General features: G+C 64.4%; 20 protein-coding genes, 2 tRNA genes and 1 pseudogene. 13 read left to right on the top strand and 10 right to left on the bottom strand.

What is annotated here, in order from left to right:
- Positions 1-81: 81 nt before the first annotated feature.
- From XI03_RS24215 to XI03_RS24230, 4 genes are all read left to right on the top strand, one after another.
- Positions 82-930: a transglutaminase family protein gene (locus tag XI03_RS24215; RefSeq protein ID WP_271593536.1), complete on the top strand. Its 849-nt coding sequence runs from the start codon at positions 82-84 to the stop codon at positions 928-930.
- 69 nt (positions 931-999) lie between these two features.
- Positions 1,000-1,407, top strand: coding sequence for a carboxymuconolactone decarboxylase family protein (locus XI03_RS24220; RefSeq protein WP_028141193.1), 408 nt, complete (start codon positions 1,000-1,002; stop codon positions 1,405-1,407).
- 114 nt (positions 1,408-1,521) lie between these two features.
- Complete coding sequence (locus XI03_RS24225) at positions 1,522-2,280, top strand: proteasome-type protease (RefSeq protein WP_028141194.1); 759 nt, start codon at positions 1,522-1,524, stop codon at positions 2,278-2,280.
- A gap of 24 nt (positions 2,281-2,304) precedes the next feature.
- Positions 2,305-3,063, top strand: coding sequence for an SDR family oxidoreductase (locus tag XI03_RS24230; protein ID WP_038973676.1), 759 nt, complete (start codon positions 2,305-2,307; stop codon positions 3,061-3,063).
- A gap of 234 nt (positions 3,064-3,297) precedes the next feature.
- Here the strand turns inward: XI03_RS24230 and XI03_RS24235 are convergent, their stop codons facing one another.
- Entirely contained in the window at positions 3,298-4,536 is a 1,239-nt protein-coding gene (locus XI03_RS24235; protein WP_271593537.1) for an MFS transporter, read from the bottom strand.
- Positions 4,537-4,696: 160 nt separating this feature from the next.
- Between XI03_RS24235 and XI03_RS24240 the strand changes: the two genes are divergently transcribed.
- Positions 4,697-5,947 carry a NupC/NupG family nucleoside CNT transporter gene (locus XI03_RS24240; protein WP_038949944.1) on the top strand — a complete coding sequence of 417 codons (1,251 nt, stop codon included), beginning with the start codon at positions 4,697-4,699 and terminating at the stop codon, positions 5,945-5,947.
- A 23-nt stretch (positions 5,948-5,970) separates the two neighbouring features.
- Here the strand turns inward: XI03_RS24240 and XI03_RS24245 are convergent, their stop codons facing one another.
- Together XI03_RS24245 and XI03_RS24250 are read right to left on the bottom strand one after the other, a co-directional pair.
- Positions 5,971-7,188, bottom strand: a complete 1,218-nt coding sequence (locus tag XI03_RS24245) for a rhomboid family intramembrane serine protease (protein WP_038973679.1) — start codon at positions 7,186-7,188, stop codon at positions 5,971-5,973.
- Between the two features lie 272 nt (positions 7,189-7,460).
- Entirely contained in the window at positions 7,461-7,988 is a 528-nt protein-coding gene (locus XI03_RS24250; RefSeq protein WP_028141199.1) for a cupin domain-containing protein, read from the bottom strand.
- A gap of 218 nt (positions 7,989-8,206) precedes the next feature.
- Here XI03_RS24250 and XI03_RS24255 point away from each other — a divergent pair, with 218 nt between their 5' ends.
- Entirely contained in the window at positions 8,207-10,336 is a 2,130-nt protein-coding gene (locus tag XI03_RS24255) for an O-linked N-acetylglucosamine transferase, SPINDLY family protein (protein ID WP_212428682.1), read from the top strand.
- 199 nt (positions 10,337-10,535) lie between these two features.
- Here XI03_RS24255 and XI03_RS24260 read toward each other — a convergent pair whose 3' ends face one another.
- Entirely contained in the window at positions 10,536-10,823 is a 288-nt protein-coding gene (locus XI03_RS24260) for an usg protein (RefSeq protein WP_028141201.1), read from the bottom strand.
- 377 nt (positions 10,824-11,200) lie between these two features.
- Here XI03_RS24260 and XI03_RS24265 point away from each other — a divergent pair, with 377 nt between their 5' ends.
- The 3 genes and pseudogenes from XI03_RS24265 to XI03_RS24275 all read left to right on the top strand — a co-directional run bounded on the left by XI03_RS24265 (position 11,201) and on the right by XI03_RS24275 (position 13,633).
- A complete protein-coding gene (locus tag XI03_RS24265) occupies positions 11,201-11,515 on the top strand; it encodes a co-chaperone GroES (RefSeq protein ID WP_014494241.1) in 315 nt (104 codons plus the stop codon).
- A gap of 42 nt (positions 11,516-11,557) precedes the next feature.
- Complete coding sequence (gene groL / locus XI03_RS24270; protein WP_095426158.1) at positions 11,558-13,198, top strand: chaperonin GroEL; 1,641 nt, start codon at positions 11,558-11,560, stop codon at positions 13,196-13,198.
- 147 nt (positions 13,199-13,345) lie between these two features.
- Positions 13,346-13,633, top strand: a pseudogene (locus tag XI03_RS24275) (GIY-YIG nuclease family protein).
- Between the two features lie 97 nt (positions 13,634-13,730).
- On the opposite strand, the gene lepB reads toward XI03_RS24275, so the two are convergent.
- From lepB to XI03_RS24300, 5 genes are all read right to left on the bottom strand, one after another.
- Complete coding sequence (gene lepB, locus XI03_RS24280; protein ID WP_271593538.1) at positions 13,731-14,480, bottom strand: signal peptidase I; 750 nt, start codon at positions 14,478-14,480, stop codon at positions 13,731-13,733.
- 161 nt (positions 14,481-14,641) lie between these two features.
- A complete protein-coding gene (locus XI03_RS24285) occupies positions 14,642-15,805 on the bottom strand; it encodes a slipin family protein (protein ID WP_038948003.1) in 1,164 nt (387 codons plus the stop codon).
- A 332-nt stretch (positions 15,806-16,137) separates the two neighbouring features.
- Positions 16,138-16,203 (bottom strand) — tRNA-Lys (locus XI03_RS24290).
- A gap of 7 nt (positions 16,204-16,210) precedes the next feature.
- Positions 16,211-16,282, bottom strand: a tRNA-Leu gene (locus XI03_RS24295).
- Between the two features lie 188 nt (positions 16,283-16,470).
- The gene (locus tag XI03_RS24300) at positions 16,471-17,310 is read right to left on the bottom strand and encodes a LysR family transcriptional regulator (RefSeq protein ID WP_271593589.1); all 840 of its coding nucleotides are present in this window, start codon (positions 17,308-17,310) and stop codon (positions 16,471-16,473) included.
- A 130-nt stretch (positions 17,311-17,440) separates the two neighbouring features.
- Between XI03_RS24300 and XI03_RS24305 the strand changes: the two genes are divergently transcribed.
- The 3 genes from XI03_RS24305 to XI03_RS24315 all read left to right on the top strand — a co-directional run bounded on the left by XI03_RS24305 (position 17,441) and on the right by XI03_RS24315 (position 20,136).
- Positions 17,441-18,034, top strand: coding sequence for a cysteine hydrolase family protein (locus tag XI03_RS24305; protein ID WP_028142930.1), 594 nt, complete (start codon positions 17,441-17,443; stop codon positions 18,032-18,034).
- An 11-nt stretch (positions 18,035-18,045) separates the two neighbouring features.
- Entirely contained in the window at positions 18,046-18,675 is a 630-nt protein-coding gene (locus XI03_RS24310) for a glutathione binding-like protein (protein WP_271593539.1), read from the top strand.
- A gap of 111 nt (positions 18,676-18,786) precedes the next feature.
- A complete protein-coding gene (locus XI03_RS24315; RefSeq protein WP_271593540.1) occupies positions 18,787-20,136 on the top strand; it encodes a caspase family protein in 1,350 nt (449 codons plus the stop codon).
- 36 nt (positions 20,137-20,172) lie between these two features.
- Here XI03_RS24315 and XI03_RS24320 read toward each other — a convergent pair whose 3' ends face one another.
- Entirely contained in the window at positions 20,173-21,264 is a 1,092-nt protein-coding gene (locus XI03_RS24320; RefSeq protein WP_028142927.1) for a DUF2778 domain-containing protein, read from the bottom strand.
- A 660-nt stretch (positions 21,265-21,924) separates the two neighbouring features.
- Here XI03_RS24320 and XI03_RS24325 point away from each other — a divergent pair.
- Complete coding sequence (locus XI03_RS24325; protein ID WP_271593541.1) at positions 21,925-22,443, top strand: FecR domain-containing protein; 519 nt, start codon at positions 21,925-21,927, stop codon at positions 22,441-22,443.
- The last annotated feature ends 21 nt before the right edge of the window (positions 22,444-22,464 follow it).

Here is a 22,464-nt window from a genome sequence, read left to right on the forward strand (position 1 = left end):
GTGGATGCCCGGGACAAGCCCGGGCACGACGAGCTTCTTTGCGGCGACAGTCGGGCCTAACCACTAACGACACGGTCCACCATGCGCCTGCGAATCCTGCACACCACGACCTATCGCTACGAGCTGGCGGCCACCAGCGTGATCCAGATCCTGCGCATGACGCCCGGCAGCCATGACGGGCAGTATGTGGCGGAATGGCAGATCGACGTCTCCACGGACACCAAGCTCGACACCCACGAGGACGCCTTCGGCAACGTCACCCATGTGCTGTCCTGCGGGCCTGTCGGCGACATCAAGATCACCGCAGAAGGCCTGATCGAGACCCACGACACCGGCGGCGTGCTGCGCGGGACCGACGAGCGCTTTCCGGCCGGCATGTTCCTGCGCGCCACCGATCTCACCTCGGTCAATCCGGCGATGATGGCGGTTGCGCGCCAGTTGCGCAGCGAGGCCGAGAGCGACACGCTCGGCTTCCTGCATACGCTGATGACCGAGATCGGCGATCACATGACCTTCGACGAGGACCCGACCAACAGCGGAACCTCGGCGGCGGAGGCGTTCACGCTCAAGCGCGGGGTCTGCCAGGACTACGCGCACATCTTCATCGCCTGCGCCCGCACCGGCGGCGTACCGGCGCGCTTCGTCTCCGGCCACTTCCTGCGCTCGGACGGCACGGTGCATCAGGACGCCGGCCATGCCTGGGCTGAAGCCTACGTTCCCGATCTCGGCTGGGTCGGATTCGATCCCGCCAACAGCATCTGCGCCACCGACGCCCATGTCCGCGTCGCGATCGGCCTCGACTATCTCGGCGCAGCCCCGGTGCGTGGCACCCGCTATGGCGGCGGCGCTGAGACGCTGGCCGTGGCCGTGAAGGTCGAGCAGGCCGGCCGCGGCGGGCCGTCGCAATCGCAATCCCAACGGCAGAGCTAGGCGCAGCCGTCCGAACGCATGGGTCGTGCTACACTCGCGGGGATCGAAGCTGCCCCCCGCGAGGTACCAATGGCCACTGTAAAGCTGCTTTCGGACGATGAACTCTCCACCGAAGCGCGCGCCGTCTTCGACGATATCCGCAAGGTGCGGAAGTCGGACTTCGTCAACAATTTCTGGCGCGCGTTGGCGCATGATCCGAAGACGCTGCGCAGGACGTGGGAGAGCATCAAGGAGGTGATGGCTCCCGGCGCACTCGATCCCAAGGTCAAGGAAATGCTTTATGTCGCGGTTTCCATCGCGCATGGCTGCAGCTACTGCATCCATTCGCACACCGCCGCTGCGCGGGCCAAGGGCATGACGGAGGCCGAATATGCCGAGATGCTCGCCATCGTCGGCATGGCCGCGGAGACCAACCGGCTGGTCACGGCGCTCGGCGTGCCGGTCGACGAGGCGTTTCTCGTGGATGCGGCGGATTGAGTGACAGAGCTAGCTGCCGCTCCCCGGAATGACGACCTTCCCATGGGAATCGGGGGTTGGACCGGCCTCCGAAATTGGCTAGTAATTCCGCGCAAACGCGTTCGGGGACTGGAAATGACCTATTGTTGCGGAATCCTGGTTCGGGACGGTCTGGTGATGATCGCCGACACCCGCACCAATGCCGGCCTCGACAACGTCTCGACCTTCCGCAAGCTGCACATCTTCTCGAAGCCCGGCGAGCGCATCATGGCGATCGCCAGCGCCGGCAACCTCGCCATCAGCCAGTCGGTGCTGTCCACGCTGACCGAAGGCCTGGAGGACCCCAACACGGGTGAGGTCGAGACGCTAATGAACGCGCCGACCATGTTCCAGGCCGCCCAGCGCATCGGCCGGGCGATCCGCGCCGTGCACGCCACCGAAGGTCCCGCGCTGAGATCCGAGGACGTCTCGTTCGACGTCTCGTTCCTGTTCGGCGGCCAGATCAAGGGCTCGCGCATGCGCCTGTTCATGATCTACACCGCCGGCAATTTCATCGAGTGCACCACCGATACGCCGTACTTGCAGATCGGCGAGCACAAATACGGCAAGCCCGTGCTCGACCGCGCCATGCATTACGACGTCGAGCTGTACGAGGCGCTGAAGACCGGCCTGATCTCGATGGATTCGACCATGCGCTCCAATCTCGGCGTCGGCCTGCCGATCGACGTGCTGGTGGTGCGCGCCGATGCCTGCGAGGCCGATCTCAACCATCGCATCGAGGCGGGCGAGCCCTATTTCCACGATCTGCGCTCGCGCTGGTCGGCGGCGCTGCGCGCGGCGCACCAGAACATTCCGCGGCCGCCCTACAAGAACGAAAAAGAACCCAAAACCTGACAGCATGAGAAAAGGCAGGAAACAATGAGCGAAGCAAAGAAGATCGCAGTGGTGACGGGCGCCGGCACCGGTGTCGGGCGCGCCGCGTCGCTGGCATTGATGAACACCGGCTTCACCGTGGTGCTGGTCGGGCGCCGGCTCGACATGCTCGAGGAGACGGCAAAGCTCGGCCCCGCCGGCAAAAGCCTGTGCGTCACCGCCGACATGACCAAGCCTGATTCGATCGCGGCACTGTTTGACAAGGTGAAGGCGACCTACGGCCGCCTCGACGTGCTCTTCAACAATGCCGGCATGGGCGCCCCCGCCGTCAACTTCGAGGACCTCGGCCTCGAGCAGTGGCAGGCGGTGGTGAACACCAACCTCACCGGCCCGTTCCTGTGCACCCAACACGCCTTCCGCATCATGAAGGACCAGAGCCCGCGCGGCGGCCGCATCATCAACAACGGCTCGATCTCGGCGCATGCGCCGCGGCCGTTCTCGGCGGCCTACACCTCGACCAAGCACGCCATCACCGGCCTGACCAAGGCCAGCAATCTCGACGGCCGCATGTACGACATCGCCGTCGGCCAGGTCGACATCGGCAACGCCGCGACCCCGATGACCGATCGCATGGTCAACGGCCCCGGCGTGCTGCAGCCTGACGGCACCACCAAGCACGAGCCGCGCATGGATGCGAAAGCGGTCGGCGATGCCGTGGCCTACATGGCCGGCCTGCCGCTCGATGCCAACGTGCTGACCATGACCGTCATGGCGACCAAGATGCCGTTCGTGGGGCGGGGCTGAACTCAAAACTGCGAAAACAACCCCATGCACAGTAGGGATCTCTTTGATTCCTCTGTGCTTTGTCCGAGACTTTCGGGGGGCATCCAGTCCCGTGCCCCGGACGCTGCGCGGCATGCAATGACGCGCTGCTGAGCCGGGGCCAATGCCTCCGCGATCTCGTGCTTGGCCTCCTGGGTCCCGGCTCAGCGGCGCGTCACTTCGTGCCGCACCGCGTCCGGGACACGAGAAATTCCCCTACTCCAAGCTCTCCACCTGCCGCAGGCTCGGAAACAGCTTCATCCACAAAAGCGCCACCGCAACGGTGGCAACGCCGCCGAGCACGGCGGCCGGCATGGCGCCGAGCAGTGCGGCGGCCACTCCGCTTTCGAACTGGCCGAGCTGGTTCGAGGCGTTGATGAAGAGGAAGTTCACCGCGCCGACCCGGCCGCGCATCTCGTCGGGCGTGGACAGCTGCACCAGCGAGAAGCGGATCACGACGCTGATCGTGTCGGCAGCACCGAGCACGGCGAGCGCGAGCACCGACAGCCACATCCAGGAGGACAGCGCGAACACGATGGTGGCGAGGCCGAACACGATCACGGCCTGGAACATGCGCAGGCCCACGTGCCTCGAGATGGCGTGACGTGCCAGCACCATGGTCATAAGGAGCGCACCGACCGCCGGCGCGGCACGGAGCACGCCGAGCCCGACCGGACCGGTCTGCAGGATGTCGCGGGCATAGATCGGCAGCAGCGCGGTGACGCCGCCGAACAGCACCGCGAACAGGTCCAGCGAGATGGTGCCAAGGATCGCCGGATTGCTGCGAATGAAGCGAACGCCGGCAAAGATGTTGTCCGAGTCCATCCCCTGCTTCGCGATCGCCTGCGGACGCGGCCGGATGAAGCCGGTCAGGATCATGCCGAAGATCCAGAACAGCACCATCATGGCATAGGCAAGATGCGGGGCGACCGCATAGGCGAAGCCGCCGAGCGCCGGGCCGGTGATGGTCGCGACCTGCGCCGCCCCGCTGGAGACTGCGGTGGCACGCTGAAGCGAGCCCTGCGGCGCGATCAGCGGCAGCAGCGCCGCCGTGGTCGGGCTCTCGAACGCGCCGGCAATGCCGAGCACGAAGGTCGCGATGAAGATCTGGACTTCGCCGACCGCGCCGAGATAGGTGATGATTGCGAGATAGAGCGCGGTCGCCGCTTCAACGAGCTGGCAGAGCTGGACCACCCGCTTGCGCTCATAGCGGTCGGCGGCGTGGCCGGCGACGAACACCAGGAGCGCGGTGGGCAGGAACTGCACGAGGCCGACCATGCCGAGGTCGAAGGCCGAGCCGGTGAGATCGTAGATCTGCCAGCCGATCGCGACCGCCGCGATCTGGCTGGAAAAGCGCGACAGGCTGCGCGAGAGCAGGAAGAACAGGAACGCGCGGTGGGCGAGGAGCGCGCGGGCGCTGACCGGCGGATGTCCGGAATTTAGCTGCTCTGGCATCGCCTTTTGGGTCACCCTCGGACCGCTCTCCCCCTCACTGTCGAAGGCCCCCGCGTGGCCGAGGTGGCCCCGCTTGTCAACAGTGGGGCGCTTCTGGCGGCTCCCGGCATTGCCTTTGCAGCGCCGGCCCGGCCATAATCATTGAGGGTTTGGGGACATCATGCTGCGTTTGCAATCGGCACTCGGCATTTTCGCATTGCTGTTGATCGCCTTCGCATTGGCGGAGAATCGGCGCGCCGTGTCGCTGCGGCAGGCGGCGATCGGCCTCGTCGCCACGTTCGTCACCGCGATCGTGCTCCTGAAGCTGCCGGTCGTCGCGCACGCCTTCGGCGCCATCAACGATGCGGTCGGCGCGATCTCCGCGGCCTCGCGCGCCGGCTCCGCCTTCGTGTTCGGCTATGTCGGCGGCGGCGCCCTGCCCTTCGACCTCAAGGTGCCTGGCGCCGATTTCATCCTGGCGTTCCAGGCGCTGCCGATCGTGCTGGTCATGAGCGTGCTGACGACGCTGCTGTTCTATTGGCGCGTGCTGCCGCCGATCGTGCGCGGCATGGCCTGGCTGCTGGAGCGGACGCTCGGCGTCGGCGGCGCGGTGGGCCTCTCGACCGCCGCCAATATCTTTCTCGGCATGGTCGAGGCGCCGCTGTTCGTGCGGCCGTATCTGAAGCAGATGACCCGCAGCGAATTGTTCCTGGTGATGACCGGCGGCATGGCGGGCATCGCCGGCACCGTGCTGGTGCTCTATGCGACGCTCCTTGCTCCTCTCATTCCCGACGCGGCCGCGCACTTCGTCATCGCCTCCGTGCTGGGCGCGCCGGCCGCGATCCTCGTCAGCCTGATCATGGTGCCTGAAACCTCCAACACGCGTACCGGCGGCACGCTCGAAGATCCGGAGATGGAAGTCTCCAGCACGATGGATGCGATCGTGAAAGGCACCAGCGCGGGGATCGAGTTGCTGATCAATATCGTCGCCATGCTGCTTGTGCTGGTGGCGCTGGTCTATCTCGTCAACGCCATGCTCGGCCTGCTGCCGAATGTTGGCGGCGCCGCGATCTCGTTGCAGCGCCTGCTCGGTCTCGTGATGGCGCCGGTGTGCTGGCTGATGGGGCTGCCATGGGATCAGGCGGTGACGGCCGGTAGCCTGATGGGCACCAAGACCGTGCTCAACGAATTGATCGCCTATGTCGACTTTGCGAAGCTACCGGGCGATGCGCTCGACCCGCGCTCGCGACTGATCATGCTCTACGCGATGTGCGGCTTCGCTAACTTCGCCAGCCTCGGCATCATGATCGGCGGCTTGGGCGTGATGGCGCCGGAGCGGCGCGAGGAGATCAACGCGCTGGGATTGAAGTCGATCGTATCAGGAACGCTGACGACGTGCTTGATGGGGGCGGTGGTGGGGGTCATCACGTGACCCGTGGTGATGCCGTAGCCTGGTCAACTGCACAATTTCGACTTCTGCAAGATGCGGCGCACCTCGGCCAGCTTGGCACGGCAGGGCTCGACCGCCATGGCCTTCGCCTCGCTCGTTCGTCCCTGCGCCCACAGCAACACCGCCATCAAGCCCTGCGCCCCGGAGCGCACCGGCCCACCCGCCACATCTGAAGCGGCGAGCGACAGGGCGGTTCGCGCTTCCGTCTCGGCGGCACTGAGGTTGGCTTGTTCCAGGAAGAAGACCGCACGGAACACGTGGGCCCGCGCGTCTTTTGGGTAGCGGGTGACGAGATCGAACGACCGGCTGACCATCTCGTCAGCCTTCGCCGGCACTTCCGACGCGCGGATATAGTGCACGGCATCGGCCATGTAGGACGAATAATGAACGGCGGCGAAGCCGGCGCAGATCAGAGATCCGAGGGATGCTGCAAGCAACGTCATGCCGGCGCTCCGCGGCAGGCTGTCATAGGACCAGAAGGCGAGCCACGGCGTGATCGCAAGCGCGGCACCGGCCACCGCACCGCCTGCATGGGCATAATAGTTGACATTGCCCGAGGCGCCGAAGGCCAGCGGCAGCAGTGCGGGAACACCGAAGAAGAGCGACGTCTTCAGTCTCGATATGGTTTGATCGGCGTCCGCTTCGGGCTCGAAGCTCGCGACGAACAGCGCGGCGATGAGCCCGGTGATGGCGCCGGACGCGCCCACGCCCACCGTGCCGGGGCCATTGCCCAGCAGAGAGCCGACCTCGCCCGCCACTGCACTGGCGACGAAGATCAGCGCAAACCAGCCACGGCCGATCAGAGACTCCAGCCTGACGCCGACGATGAACAACCCAATGCAGTTGCTGACGAGGTGCCACCCGCTGCCGTGCAGCAGCGGCGCAAGGCCAATCCTCCACCACTCTCCTCGTCCGACAACGAGATCGTAGCCCGACGCGCCCTGGGCGATCAGCGAGCGGACGTCGAGGTCACCATCCCGCGCAACGTCGATGGCCAGGCTGCGTTGCAGAGCGAAGATCAAAAGCAGACCGAAAATCAGGCCAATGGTGAGGAAAGGGATATCGGCCAGAAGCCTGTTATCGCCAAAAAGCGTCCCTTCGCTGGGCAAGGGCCGAGCGGGGTCGCGCACGATCTCCCGCACGGTCGGCGCGGCGACGGGTTGAAACGACGCTCTTGACGGCGGCGCCGTAACGCCGCGTCGGCCAAAAGTGTTGGTCGCCATGAAAGCACTCCCGCGTTTTCACATCCTTGAGTTGCCGCGAGAGGTATTTTCGATTGGTTAGCGCCCGCCCTGCAGGTCAGCCGAAACCATCCGACTGGTAATTGCCCGGTTTCCCAGATCGCGTGCTTTTTAGCGATCGTGACGGGAACGCTGACGACGTGTTTGATGGGCGGTGTGGGGGCTGGAGTCGCGACGGTCCTGCAGCCCGGATGGAATGCAGCGCAATCCCGGCTACGTACCCGTCACAGCAATGACGAAGGAGAGAGATCGGCCTACGCCTTCAACTCCACCGTCCTGAACTCCGCCGGCAGGATCACCTCCAGCAGTTCGACGTCATCCGAATAATCCAGGATCATGTGCTTGATCTTCGGCGGCTGGGTCCAGGCGCTGCCTTCTTTCATCAACGTCTCGCCCTGCCCGTCCATATAAGTCTTCACCCAGCCCTTGAGCACGTAGACCATCTGGAAGTCGACGTCGTGAAAATGCAGCTTTGACACCTCGGCCGGATCGCAAGGACCTTGCAACCGGATCACGTGCGCTTGCGCGAGGCCATGGCTAGCGTCGGCGATGCCGAGGTCGCGGTATTTCGCGTAAGCGCGCAGGCCATCGGCCTTGAAGTCTTCCTCGCGGTGATGGCTGATCGCGATGCGCTGCCTGGGACGTGCGGGCTTCTTCGGTACGGCAGTGCGAGCCTTTGCCTTCACCGCCTTGCGTGCCGAGGATCGCGCCGCCGCTTTGGCGCCGCTCCGCTTCTTCACTGCGGTCTTCGTTGCGGGTCTTGATGCCTTTTGCTTGGCCATTGTCTGCCTCCCTGATCTGAGCGCGCCCGCCGGACGGGTACAACCCGAGCACAGATTATCCAGTCTTGGATGAGGCGGCAATTGCCGGGCGCAAGGCTAGCGGCTCGATGAGCCGATCGGTCGTAGCTTGTCCCAAGCTGTCGTGGCGAACGGCCGTCGTCTCGTATTCGTTCTCCCGCTGAATTAATCTCGAAGAGAGATTCTGGGGGATTGAAGCCATGGGCAACAGCGTAGGTCAGCGTGCATTTCAAAATGCCCGGCTTCAGAAACGGCAAAAGGCCGAAGTGCTGCCGTTGCTCGGGCATGCGCTCCAGCTACACAAGATGGGGCTTCTCGCCGAGGCCCAGGCTGCCTATCGGCAACTCCTGCAGCTCGCGCCCAACCAATTCATGGCGCTGCACATGCTCGGTGCTTTGGAGTCCGACGCCAAGAATTTTCAGCAAGCCGAAATCCTGCTGAGCCGGGCGGTCGCCGTGGATCCGCAATCTGCCGATGCTCATATGAGGCTGGGCGTCGCGCTCAACGGGCTGCGGCGTCACGACGAGGCCTGCGCGAGCTATCGAAAGGCCCTCGCCTTGCGGCCCAACCACGCCGCAACCCTCTCCAATCTCGGTAACGCGAGCGTGGCCCTCGATCTTCACGAGGAGGCACTTCACAGCTACGACAAGGCGATCGCACTCGACGCAAGCCTTGCCGAAGCCCACAACGGCCGGGGTTGGGCGCTGTGCCGTCAACGCAATTATGACGAGGCCGTCGCAAGCTTGAACCGCGCGCTGTCGATCAAGCCCGACTATGCCGCGGCGCTGGCGAACCGTGCCACGGCTTTACGGGAACTTCAGCGATTTGACGAAGCGCTGGCAGACGGCAATCAGGCAATTGCGCTGGCACCCGACGACGCGAATGGGTGGCTCGCGCGGGCCAGTGTCCTGCTCCAGATCCAGCAAATTGCCCACGCATCCCACGACTGCCAGCAGGCGCTGGCGATCGATCCCGATTCCATTCAAGCTCATCTGGTGCTGGGTCTTTGCCTCGCCGGACTTGGCCGGGTCGACGAAGCCCTCGCCAGTTTCGACAGAGCCCTCGACATCCAGCCTGACCTGCAGAGCGCGATCTCCAACAAGATATTCACGCTCGATTTTGCGGGGGACGCCACCGTTGAACGGCATCAGCAGGCGCGTCAGGTGTGGTGGGAGCGTGTCGGCGCGAAAATCGCTTCAGGCGCGGCGGGCCCGCATGACAACAACCGCGATCCGGACCGCCGTCTGGTGCTCGGCTATGTCTCGTCGGATTTCAACGCGCATTCGGCTGCGTTGATTTTCAAGCCGGTGCTCCAACACCATGACCGGGCACAGTTCGAGGTCGTGTGCTACGCTTGTTCGTCGAAAGTGGATGCGACGACCGGCGAATTTCAGGGGATCGCCGATCGCTGGCGCGACGCCTCGCAATGGACCGAAGATCGCCTCACCGCCGAGATCCGCGCCGACGGCATCGACATCCTGATCGATCTGTCCGGCCATACGAGAGGCAACCGCCTCGGCGTGTTTGCGCGCAAGCCTGCACCGATCCAGGTGCACGGCTGGGGTCACGGCACTGGCACCGGGCTGCCGACGATCGATTATCTGTTCTCGGACCCGGTCGCGATTCCCTTCGAGGTTCGGCATCTGTTTGCGGAGACCGTTGTCGACCTGCCGTGCTTCGTGACGCTGGCCTCGCTGCCGACCGAGATTCCACGGGCACCTACGCCGGCGATCTCGAACGGCTTCGTCACCTTCGGCGTCTTCAACCGCATCAGCAAGATTTCGGACGAGGCGGCGCAAGTCTGGTCCAGGATTCTCGAGCGGGTGCCGGGCTCGCGACTGCTGATCAAGGATGTTGCGCTGGACGACCAGCTGGTCCGCGAAAATTTGTTGGCGCGGTTCGAGGCTTGCGGATTGCCGGCCGAACGCGTCGATCTGCTCGGCGCCACCTTGCGAAGCGAACATCTGGCATCGTTCAATCGCGTCGATATCTGCCTCGACCCGTTCCCGCAGAACGGCGGCGTCAGCACGTGGGAAGCCTTGCAGATGGGCGTGCCGGTGGTGGCGAAGCTCGGCAACAGCCTGCCCAGCCGTGCTGCCGGCTCCATCCTCACCGCACTCGGCTTGCCGGACTGGGTCACGGACAGCCATGAGGCATATATCGAAATCGCAACGAGCCGAGGTTCTGAGATCAGCGAGCTCGACAGGTTGCGCCGCGAGCTGCCCGACAAGATCCGGGCCGCAGCCGCCAGCAACCCCGTCGCATACGGGCGAGCGGTCGACGACGCCTATCGCGCGATGTGGAGACGCTATTGCAGCGAGGGCGCCTGATCGCCCCTCAGGCGATCCCGGGAATAGTGCGTTCGTCCGACGACCTGCAACTGAGATATCGTAGGGTGGGCAAAACGACTGGTCCGCCATAGCTCGAAGAGCGACGGCGGAAGCGTGCCTACCTTCCGCGCGCGATCATGGAGAGATGGTGGGCCCGGCGCTAAGCGCCTTGGCCCACTCTACGAGACCGATATTCGTCTCAATGCAGCCGGAACACGCCATCCACGGCGCGCAGCTCGGCCGGCTTGATCAGCTTGGAGTGCGCGACGGTGACCGAATGGAGGGGGCCGTCGAGCTTTTCCTGCCAGAAGGCCAGGAAATCCTTCAGCGCCGGGAATTTCGGAAACATGTCGTAGTTCTGCCAGACGTAGGTCTGGAGCAGCGAGGGATGATCCGGCATCCGGTAGAGGATTTGTGCCGTCGTCAGCCCGTAACCTAAAAGCTGTTTCCGAAAGTCCTCGGAAACGCCCCCACTCCGCACGCCCATGCCAACCTCCTTTGCAGGAGCGCATTCAAGGGGCGGCCTGGTCGGTGTGCGCCTTACGAGCCACCCGGTACTGATGCGCTCACATGAGAGAAATGTGACGCAAACTGACAACCCATCTCAAGCCCAAAAGTTTAACAAGCTGTTGAAATTCAATGCGTTAGCAGCAGATGGGTCACCGTGCTAATACGGCTCGGCCTCGGTTAACGATGGAAAAGAGATTCTGGCAGTCCGCGCTTCCGGGTGCTGATTTTTCTGCTAGAAGCCCTTGCTCCCGCAAAATTCCTGTCCTATTTCAGCCTCGCCTGTGCTAGCACTCGCGGGCACAGATTGCTAACAAACGAAAATCATCAACTCGTGCAAATGCTTAGGAGAGCTGCATGAAATTCCGTCCGCTTCACGACCGCGTCGTGGTCAAGCGCATCGACGCAGAAGAGAAGACCGCCGGCGGCATCATCATCCCCGACACTGCCAAGGAAAAGCCCTCCCAGGGCGAAGTCGTCGCCGTCGGCCCCGGTGGCCGCGACGAAGCCGGCAAGCTGATCCCGATCGACCTCAAGGTTGGCGACCGCGTGCTGTTCGGCAAGTGGTCCGGCACTGAAGTCAAGATCGACGGCGTCGATCTCTTGATCATGAAGGAAAGCGACATCATGGGCGTCCTCGACGTCCCCGCTTCCAAGAAGAAGGCGGCCTAAGAGCCCCTCTCTCCCTCCAGTCAACCTCAAGGAAAATTCCAGATGGCAGCCAAAGAAGTCAAATTCTCGGTTGAAGCGCGCGACAAGATGCTGCGCGGCGTCGACATCCTCGCCAACGCGGTGAAGGTCACGCTCGGTCCGAAGGGCCGCAACGTCGTGCTCGACAAGTCGTTCGGCGCTCCCCGCATCACCAAGGACGGCGTCACCGTCGCCAAGGAGATCGAGCTCGAGGACAAGTTCGAGAACATGGGCGCCCAGATGGTGCGCGAAGTCGCCTCCAAGTCCGCTGACGCGGCCGGCGACGGCACCACCACCGCCACCGTGCTGGCCCAGGCGATCGTGCGCGAAGGCGCCAAGTCGGTTGCCGCCGGCATGAACCCGATGGACCTCAAGCGCGGTATCGACCTCGCGGTCGAGGCCGTCGTTGCGGACCTCCAGAAGAACTCCAAGAAGGTCACCTCGAACGACGAGATCGCCCAGGTCGGCACCATCTCGGCCAACGGCGACCAGGAGATCGGCAAGTTCCTCTCCGACGCCATGAAGAAGGTCGGCAACGAGGGTGTCATCACCGTCGAGGAAGCCAAGTCGCTCGAGACCGAGCTCGACGTCGTCGAGGGCATGCAGTTCGACCGCGGCTACATCTCGCCCTACTTCGTCACCAACGCCGACAAGATGCGCGTTGAGATGGACGACGCCTACATCCTCATCAACGAGAAGAAGCTCTCCTCGCTGAACGAGCTGCTGCCGCTGCTCGAGGCCGTGGTGCAGACCGGCAAGCCGCTGGTCATCGTCGCCGAGGACGTCGAAGGCGAAGCCCTCGCGACCCTGGTCGTGAACCGCCTGCGCGGCGGCCTGAAGGTCGCGGCCGTCAAGGCTCCGGGCTTCGGCGATCGCCGCAAGGCCATGCTGCAGGACATCGCGATCCTGACCGGCGGCCAGGCGATCTCGGAAGATCTCGGCATCAAGCTCGAGAACGTCACGCTCAACATGCTCGGTCGCGCCAAGAAGGTGATGATCGACAAGGAGAACACCACGATCGTCAACGGCGCCGGCAAGAAGGCCGACATCGAGGCGCGCGTGGCCCAGATCAAGGCGCAGATCGAGGAGACCACCTCGGATTACGACCGTGAGAAGCTCCAGGAGCGTCTTGCCAAGCTCGCTGGCGGCGTCGCGGTGATCCGCGTCGGCGGCGCGACCGAGGTCGAGGTGAAGGAGCGCAAGGATCGCGTTGATGACGCGATGCATGCGACCCGCGCGGCTGTGGAAGAAGGCATCGTTCCGGGCGGCGGCGTCGCCCTGCTCCGTGCCTCCGAGCAGCTCAAGGGCCTGCGCACCAAGAACGACGACCAGAAGACCGGCGTCGAGATCGTGCGCAAGGCGCTGTCGGCTCCGGCTCGCCAGATCGCGATCAACGCCGGTGAAGACGGCTCGGTGATCGTCGGCAAGATCCTGGAGAGCAAGACCTACGCTTACGGCTTCGACTCCCAGACCGGCGAATATGCCGACCTCGTCAAGAAGGGCATCATCGACCCGACCAAGGTGGTCCGTACCGCGATCCAGAACGCTGCCTCGGTGGCCGCGCTGCTGATCACCACGGAAGCCATGGTCGCCGAGCTGCCCAAGAAGGGCGGCGCCGGCCCGGCGATGCCCCCGGGCGGCGGCATGGGCGGCATGGACTTCTAAGGTCCAACGACCTCAAGAACTACGAAACCCCGGCAGCGATGCCGGGGTTTTTGTTTGGGGGTGATACACGCTAAGATGGTGGTGGGTTCGTCATTCCGGGGCGGCGCGTAGCGCCGAGCCCGGAATCCATAACCACAGGCGGATGGAATGGCCTATTATGTCTACATCCTCGCAAGTAAGAAGCACGGCACCCTCTACATCGGCGTGACCAGCGATCTCGTTCGCCGTGTGTAAGAGCACAAGACAAAGGCCGTTCCCGGATTCACGACGAAGTACGACGTTTCGAAGCTCGTCTTGTTCGAGATCTACGACGATGCAGTTACCGCCATCGCCCTCGAGAAAGAACTCAAGAAGTGGCGTCGCGACTGGAAGACGCGGCTGATCGAGGAGCAGAATCCAAACTGGGATGATCTCTATCCCGGGATAGCCAACTAAGGCCTGTGGTTATGGATTCCGGGCTCGCGCCCAAGTGGGCGCGCCCCGGAATGACAGTGCGGCACAATCAAACGCTTCGCGCCCATGACGGTCGCCCTCACTCCACCTTGCCCAGCCGGTCCATGTGCGGCTCGCCGTCTTCGTCGAGCGACCAGAAGATGCGCGTCACCTTGCCGACGAGATTGTCCATCGGCACGAAACCGAACGTCGACATCATGCGGCTGTCGGTGGAATTGTCGCGGTTGTCGCCGAGCACGAAGAAATGGCCCGGGGGCACCGTGAAGACGTTGGTGTTGTCCAGGAAACCGTTGTCGAGGCAGTCGTTGGTGACATAGGACGCGCCGCTCGGCAGCGTCTCGCGCCAACGCTTGACCCTGACGCCGCCATCCCCACCGCAGGCGTTGTCGGCGAGCCCGTCCTCGAGCGCGACGCGCGTCACCGGCCGGTCGTTGAGGATGAGCTGGCCCTGCCGCATCTGGATGCGGTCGCCGGGCAGCCCGACCACGCGTTTGACGTAGTCGACCGAGCTGTCCTTTGCCGTCCGGAACACGACGATGTCGCCGTATTCCGGGTCGGCAGCAAAGACGCGGCCCGAGATCCAGGACGACGCGAACGGCAATGAATACCGGCCGTAGCCATAGGCATATTTGGCGGCGAAGACGTAGTCACCGACCATCAGCGTCGGCGCCATCGAATTGGAGGGGATGCTGAACGGCTGATAGAGGACGAAGCGAAACAGGATCAGCGGGGACCACAGCACCGGGACCAACAGGATCAGGATGACGATCACCTTCCATTCCCGCGATTGCGCTCGCGACGGCCGGATGGAGTCCTGAAGAATCGTCATGCGCCTGCCCTGATCAAACCCGTGGTCTTCGCGAGTTTACGCAACCTTCGCGCGCGCGCAATCCCGGCTCCGTGATTTTGGTCGCACAGGCGCGGTTCGGCGTTCATTGCAAGCGACGACGACGGATATGTGAAGGGCCGCCCGTGGGCGGCCCTTCGGTTTTACGCACTCTCGGGGGCCTTCAGGCGCACGAGCCGGGTCAGAAGGGCATCGAGGCCCTCGCCGTTGCCGGCGTGGAGATCGATGCGGCCGACCTTCTCGACCAGCCGCTCCAGCGACTCCAGCTCCTTGAGCCGCAGCAGCAGGGGGTTCTCCTCCATCAGGCGGGCGGTGTTCAGAAGCGAACGCGTCGCCGCAGTCTCTTCCTGCCGGCGGATCAGGTTCGCCTTGGCGACCCGCTCCGCCTCCACCACCTTGTTCACCAACTCCCGGATCTCGCCGGGCAGGATCACGTCCTTGACGCCGAGCTCGGTGACCTCGACACCGGACTCCGCGACGCGTGCCCGCACATAGTCGCGCAGCTCCGCATCCAGCGCCGCCTTCGCAGACAGCACCTCGTCCAGCGTCCGGCCCGCAACCGCCTCGCGGATCGCGAACTGCACCAAGCGGTACAGCCACGCATCCACGTCGGGCACGGTCGCAACCGTGCGCTCGGGATCGACCACCTTACGGAACGCCGTCAGCGTCACCCGCAGCGCGATGCGATCCTTGGTCAGCATCTCCTGCGCGGTGATCTCGACCGCCTGGGGCCGCAGGTCGAGGCGCTTCACCTCGATCTTGCGGCCGACGGTCCAGAAGGCGTGCCGACCGGGCACGAGCCGCTCGACGAGCCGGCCCTCGACATAGAGCAGGCCCGCCTCGTGGTTCTCGACCACCGTCTCCGACGTCACGGCCGAGCGGTTACGCTCGATCATGGCCAGATGCCGCGCACCAACCCTGACATCGCTGGACACGTCGATGCGCTCGACATCGACGCTCGTTGCGACCTTCCAGTAGACGCGCACCTGCCAGGGCGTCATCAGATGCACGGGCCGGCCGTCGAGGCTGACGATGGCGATCTCGTCCGCCTTGGTCTCGACCGCCTCGAACAGTTCGGCGGCGAGATCAGGCCGTGCGGCCTTCAGCACCGCGTAGCGATCCGCAGAGAATTCGCTGCGGACCACATCGAGCACCTCGGCCTTGAGCTCGTGCAGGGGATCGAACAGACGATGCCTGCCGGGCGCGAGCACGCGCACGAGCTGCCCGTTGCGCGTGAGCAGCGCACGCTCGCCATCCTTGACCGTCACGTTCAGCATCAGCAAATGCCAGCCCTTGTTCGAAGTCATGGCACGCCTCCATCGTTTTGCGTCCGGCCGGATGCCGGACAACAGGTTTCGTTTGCAAAGGATTTGAGGACGCGGACGACGCTTCCTGAGAGATGACGGACCGAGGCTTGAGCTCGCATGACGACGGGCGCACGCGCGCGATCGCGCGACGGATGTCGCGCGGCCGAGCGGAGCCACCCGGCATCAACGCAAGCGGTATCTACCCGCGGCGCAAAGCCGGTCTCATAGTGTCTAGGTTCGGACGGAAAGCCTTGCGGCAAAACGGCCGGACTGCGACTGAAGCGCGCGTCCGGTCCTCGTCAGAGGTGTCAGTTTTTCAGGCTGACCCGTAGCGCTGGAGCGGGATTCGAACCCGCGTCACGATGATTAAACGTCATCTGCTCTACCACTGAGCTATCCTTTGGTTGGTACAAGAAATCGGAATCGAACCGATGCCTCCGGATTTTACTCCGGCGCTCTCCATGAGCTACATCCTGCGTCTTCATTCGGCGGAACACGAAACCGGAGACCGGCTCGCGCCAGCCGGGATCTCAACGAGCCCGGACACATGGCCTAGCGAAGGAGCGGGCTAATAGACCAGGCACGTTCGGGTTGCAAGGGGGAGCTCGAAGATTTTTCGACACAGCTTGCGCAGTGTGACGCGAGGATCACAGCGCCATGTGACGTCAAGGGCGCGAAGTTTCCTGGAAACACGCCCTCACCCAGTCGATCGTCACGCGCGTCGCGGGATCGCGCTTGAGATGGTTCTGCACCAAGAGCCAGACGTCGCGCCGCCTCGGCAGCAGCGTCGCGCGCAGGCTGCGGTCGGCGAACAGGCCTTCGCAGCTGTGCTCGGGCAGCACGCCGACGGCCTGATGCGACTGGATCAAGGTCCTGATGATGCGGACATTGTCGGTGATGCAGCGAACGTTCGTCAGCCGCTTCGCGCGCAAGAACTGCTGTTCGGGAATGGTGTCGAGCTCATCGGGATAGATGCAGGCGACCGGCTCGCCGCCGGCGCGGTCGGCGGGCTCGAAGAAATACAGCCTGACATCGCCGAGCTTGGAGATGGTGAAGTCGCCCTTCTCCGGCTTGCGCAGGCGAATGGCGAGGTCGGCCTGCCAGCGCGAGAATTTGACGTTGCCGCTGGACGTCAGGAATTGCAGGGTCAGGCCGGGATGATCGCGCAGGAAGCTGCTCGCGTGCGGCGCCAGCAACTCTTCGGCGACCGCGTTGGTCGAGGCGATGCGCAGGCGGCCGACCGGGCCGGGCTGGCTCTCCTTGATGCGGTCGATCGCCGCGACATGGACGGCCATCGCGCCGACATGCTCGAGCACCGCCTCGCAATGGCGCGTCGGACGGCGCTGGCCGTCCACGGCATCGAACAGCAGCACGCCGAGATCGCACTGGATGCGTGCGAGCCGGCGGCCGACGGTGGTCTCGTCGATGCGCAGCCGCGCGCTGGCGCCGGCATAGGTGCCCTCGTCCCTCACCGCGGCAATGATGCGCAGATCGTCCCAGTTCATCCGGGCGAGCCTAGCAGGCGATGCCGCGTCCTGCAAATCTGCAGCCATTAGCTGCAATAGTCCTGCACAATGGCAGGCCCATGCTGCGCTAATGTGACGCCATCCGATCTCCCTGGAAGGCCTGACCAGCATGACCGCTCCCAAGACCCTGCTCGAACTCGCCGGCGCCGATCTCAATCCGCCGAAGCTCAACGAGGCCTGCCTCGTGCTGATCGACATCCAGAACGAATATTGCGCCGGCCCGTTGGCCCTTCCCGATGCACAGCCGGCGATCGCCGCGGCGGCGCGCCTGCTGGCGCGGGCACGGGAGAGCGGCGCTGCGATCATCCATGTCGCGCACAAGGGCCGCGCCGGCAGCCTGTTCGATCGCGAGGCGGCGCGCGGCGCGATCGTCGATCGCCTGACGCCGCAAGCAGGCGAGCCCGTGATCGAGAAAGCGCTGCCGAACTCATTCGCCGGCACCGATCTGCAAGCCCGGCTTGCCGCGACCGGATGCAAGAACATCGTGCTGGCCGGCTTCATGACCCACATGTGCATCTCCTCGACCGCCCGCGCCGCGCTCGACCTCGGCCTGCGGACGACGATCGCGGCCGATGCCTGCGCCACCCGTGACCTGCCGGATGGCCGCGGCGGCACACTGGACGCCCGGACGATTCACGAGGTCGCGCTGGCCGAGCTCTCGGACCGCTTCGCGATCATCGCGCGCAGCGATGCGCTGATTTGACGGAGCATCCGATGCTGCAACTCTATTTCTTTCCGATGGCCTGCTCGCTCTCGAGTCGCATCGCGCTGATGGAGGCCGGTATCGAGGCGCAGTATCACCTCGCCCATATCTGGACCAAGCAGATCGTGGACGACGGCAGCGATTTCCTCGGCGTGTCGCCGAAGGGCGCGGTGCCGGTCCTGGCGCTGGAGAACGGCGAACGGCTGACCGAGAGCGCGGCAGTGCTGCAATACATCGCAGACGTGAAGCCGACGGCGGGCCTTGCGCCGGCGTTCGGGGATCCCGATCGCTATCGCTTGCAGGAGTGGCTGAGCTTCGTCGGCGCCGAGATCCACAAGGCGTTTCTGTTTCCGGCCTTCTGGTACAAGGACGACGGCTCGCTCGCCAAGCCGCGCGCCAGAATCACGCAGACATTGTCGGTGCCGTCGGCGCATCTGGCGGAGCGCGAATTCCTCGTGGGTGACGGCTTCACCGTCGCGGATGCCCACCTCACCTGGGCCTTGCTGCTGCTCCGTCCCGCAGGCGTCGACATCGCGCAATGGCCGTCTCTGTCAGCCTATCTCGGGCGCATGCAGGCGCGGCCGGCCGTGCGGGAAGCGATTGCGACCGAGATGGCCCTGCGCAAGGCGATGGCAGCGTGACCGGACGTCACGGTCGCGAAATCTGATCGTTTTCCCGGCGAGGGCATTGAAGTCGGCGCGGCTTACGCTAATCTGGAGGGATATTTTTCGATATTTTCTTGGAAGGCATTCATGCGTGCTCTTTCCAGATTGTCCTCATCTTTATTTTGCCTGGGCCTCCTCGCCGGCTGGCTGTCTCCCGATACTGCATCTGCGGACACGCGCGTGGCATTGGTGATCGGCAACGGCGCCTATACATCGACGGCGCAGCTGCCCAACCCGTCACACGATGCCGAGGACGTCGCAGCCTCACTCAAGCGCAGCGGCTTCGAGGTAATCCAGGGCATCGACCTGCGCCAGGCCGACATGCAGGATCTGACCATCCGCTTCGCGCGCGCCGCGAGCAGAGCTGACGTCGCCATATTCTATTACAGCGGCCATGCGATGCAGTACAACGGCGTGAACTATTTGATGCCTGTCGACGCCACGCTCACCGATGAGGCCGACCTGAAGCGCTTCGTGCGGGTCGACGACATCGTGAACGATCTGCAGCAAGCCAAGAACCTGCGCATCCTGGTGCTCGATTCCTGCCGCGACAATCCGCTGGCGGAAACTCTCAAGCGCTCGGCGACGCGGGCCGCCTCGATCGGGCGCGGCCTGTCGAAGGTCGAAGCTCCGCGCGGCACGATCGTGTCGTTCTCGACGCAATCGGGGCAGACCGCGGCGGACGGCGTCGGCCGCAACAGCCCCTACACGGCCGCGTTCCTCAAGCACATCGAAGAGCCGCAGGAGATCGGCGATGTGTTTCGCGACATCAGCAGCGACGTCTATGATGCCAGCGGAAAAACGCAGCTCCCGGAGCTGTCGCTGTCGATCATCGGCAAGTTCTACCTGAACGGACCGGTGTCGGTCACGATCGCACCCGCAGCTCCGCAGGCCGCGCCGCGGGCCGACCCGTGCGCATCCGCGGAGGCGCACTGGAAGGCTGCCGACACCATCGGCACCGTCAGCGCCTTCGAGGACCATCTGACGCGTTTTTCCAGTTGCAGCTTCGTCAGTCTCGCCAAGGCGCGGATCGAGGGCCTGAAGCAGAAGGTGGCGCTGGCGCCTGCGACCAATACCCGCGCCGGCGGCAGCAAGGACTTCGACGGCACTTGGGACGTGACGCTGAACTGCCCGGCTTCCGGCAAGGCGCAGGGCTTCACCAGGCCCCTCGCCGGCACCGTGACCAACGGCGTGTTTCACGCCGAGGCTCAGAACAAGGACGGCGTCAACCGCCTGGAGATCGACGGCCAAATCCAGGCCGACGGCAAGACGACGTTGAGCGCGCGCGGCACAACGGGGGCAAGCGCGTACACGCTCAACAACCTTGCGCCCGGCTCGCCCTACGCCTTTACGGTCGACGCGCAGTTCGATCGCACCCGCGGCACCGGCAAGCGCAACGAGGCGCGCGCCTGCAACCTGGTCTTCGTCAAGCGCTGATCATGCAGAGAAGTGAGCGGTGAGGCGCGCTGCGCCTCACTCCACCCGCGCCAGCACCGCGAGCTTGCGGATGCCCTTGTTGCGGTAGGCGTCGAGGAACGCGTAATAGTCCTTGAACGACACGCAGCCGTTGGAATCGCCGTTCGGCCCGAGCATGAAGGTGTGGGCAAGCAGGCCGTCACGGCCGTAGATCGCGCTCTCGCCGCCGATCGGGGTCAGGCGCAACGCGGGCACGCCGTGGAACAGCGCTTCGCGCGGCTTCAGCGTGTAGATGTGCGGCGGCGTCACGCCGCGCATGCGCGTGCGCTGGGAGCGCGGATCGTCGAGACTGGAGCCGAGGCCGGAATGCGCCTCGAGCTTGGTGCCGTCGGGCAGATACACCGTCTTGGCAGTGATGTCGTAGACCGCGGTGTCACGCTCATAGGGCGGCGCGCCGCCGAACATCGGGTTCTGCTCCTTCGGCGCGATCGACGCGGTCACGCTGGCATCGGCCGAGGCGTAGGCCAGCAGCCCGCCGGACGGCTCGCGCTTGCCCCAGAGTTTTTCGACCATCGACTGCCGCGGACCGGTGATCGACATCACCGCGGCCTTGGCGCGATCGGCGAACGACTTCTTCGCTTCCGGTGCCGGCACGATCTGGGCCGGATCGGCCGAGGCGAGCTGCATCTGGGCATCCGGAGCGCGCTTGGCCTTGTCCCCGGTCTTGTCAGCGGACTTCTCAGCAATTTTGGCCGGGGCCGACGGCTTCAGTGCTTCCGCGACCTTCGCGATCACGCTCTGCTTCGGCGCGTCCTTGGCCACCGCAACCTGGGTCGCTGGCGCCGCGCTGGCCGCGTTCGATGCCACGCCTTGGGTCGCAGCGGCAGCAAAGCGCTCGTTGAACATCTCACGCGAGATCGGGGCGGCGACCTGCAACCGGTCAGGCAGGAGCGCAAAAGCTTCCTTGATGGCGTCGCCGGCCTCGCGCAGCGCGACCTTGGGCGCACGCTTGATCACCGGCTCGTCGTAGCCAATGCCGCCGACGGTCGGATAGACGCTCGCGCCGAAGACGTTGCTGTAGATGGTCCAGCCGGCACCCATCACGACGCAGCCGATGGCCGCGGCGCCAAGCCAATTGGTCGTGGTCATTTTCCGGGAAGACTTCCGAAGAGAATTCTTGGACTTCCGTGCCGCGTTACTCTGCGCAGCGATACTCTTACTCATTCGCCTTGCGTCCAGGACGGTGTCACTCAGTCCCCCTTCGAAGTGCCGCTGGTCACGATCCGGGAACAGCATCTCGCAGAGGGTCGGAGCGTCATTAAGGCGACTTTTAGTTAAATGCGGATTAAGTTCGGGCAGATGTGCGGCAGCTCGTTAGCGTCGTCCCATTTCGAGAAAAAAGCCCGCAGAACTACGGACTTAGCCGCGTCTGTTAACTATAATTCTCGGCAGGAGCGGCGCATTCAGCGATCGTCTCCCGCCGCCTCTCTAGGGCCACCCAACCAAGTCGTTTTCGTGGCCTTCGATACCCGGAAGATAGCGGGGAAGCGTTGCGCGAGGCTGGTGCGCCGGCCTTCCCGCCGGCGCGTGGGTGACACGAGAACGGCGGGCAAGATCACGCACATCACACAGCGCTCGGACCGCCCACACGGCGACCGCGCCCTGACCGAAAGTTGATCGCACCGCTCTGGAAAAGGCCTCGGCAAGAAAATAGCTCGTAAAGCGGCACTTTTCAGCAGCCTCTGCGTGTGATACGGTACCGTATCAACATCGCCTTGAATTGTGCCGGGCATGCAAACGGAGGCTGGCATGAGAAGGTTCGCGCGCGCCGGATATCTTGCTCTGGCGTCGTCGTTGTTGATGGGATACGCGGCCGCGCAGCCTGCCAATGCAGCTTGCACATCGTCGGCCTCGGCCGGCGGCACGCAGACCTGGCGCTGCGACAACGGCATCACCATCGTTGCAGAAAACGGCGCCAGATTTGAACTAAAGGACGCCAACCGCGACGGACATATTGACTCCGTCGAGTTGAGCAGCAAAGCCCTGCTGGTCGAAGTGCCCAGGAAGCCGGGCGGCAATCCCTTCAAGGTGCTGACGCCGCAGGCGATTGCCGCGGTGCGCGGCACCAGATGGGCCGTCGACGTCGCTGAGGCCAAGACCTCCGTCTTCGTCGCCGACGGCCGTGTCGACGTCAGCCGCAGGGCTCGTGGGCGCGGCGTCGTGCTGGGCCCCGGCCAAGGCGTCGACGTGGAAGCGACCGGACCTTTGACGGTGAAGCAGTGGGGCCAGCCGCGCATCGACGCTCTCATGGCAAGACTTGGTCAATAAGACTTGGTCAATAGACCTCGG

The sequence above is a fragment of the Bradyrhizobium sp. CCBAU 65884 genome (assembly GCF_028128835.1).
Classification (GTDB): Bacteria; Pseudomonadota; Alphaproteobacteria; order Rhizobiales; family Xanthobacteraceae; genus Bradyrhizobium; species Bradyrhizobium ottawaense.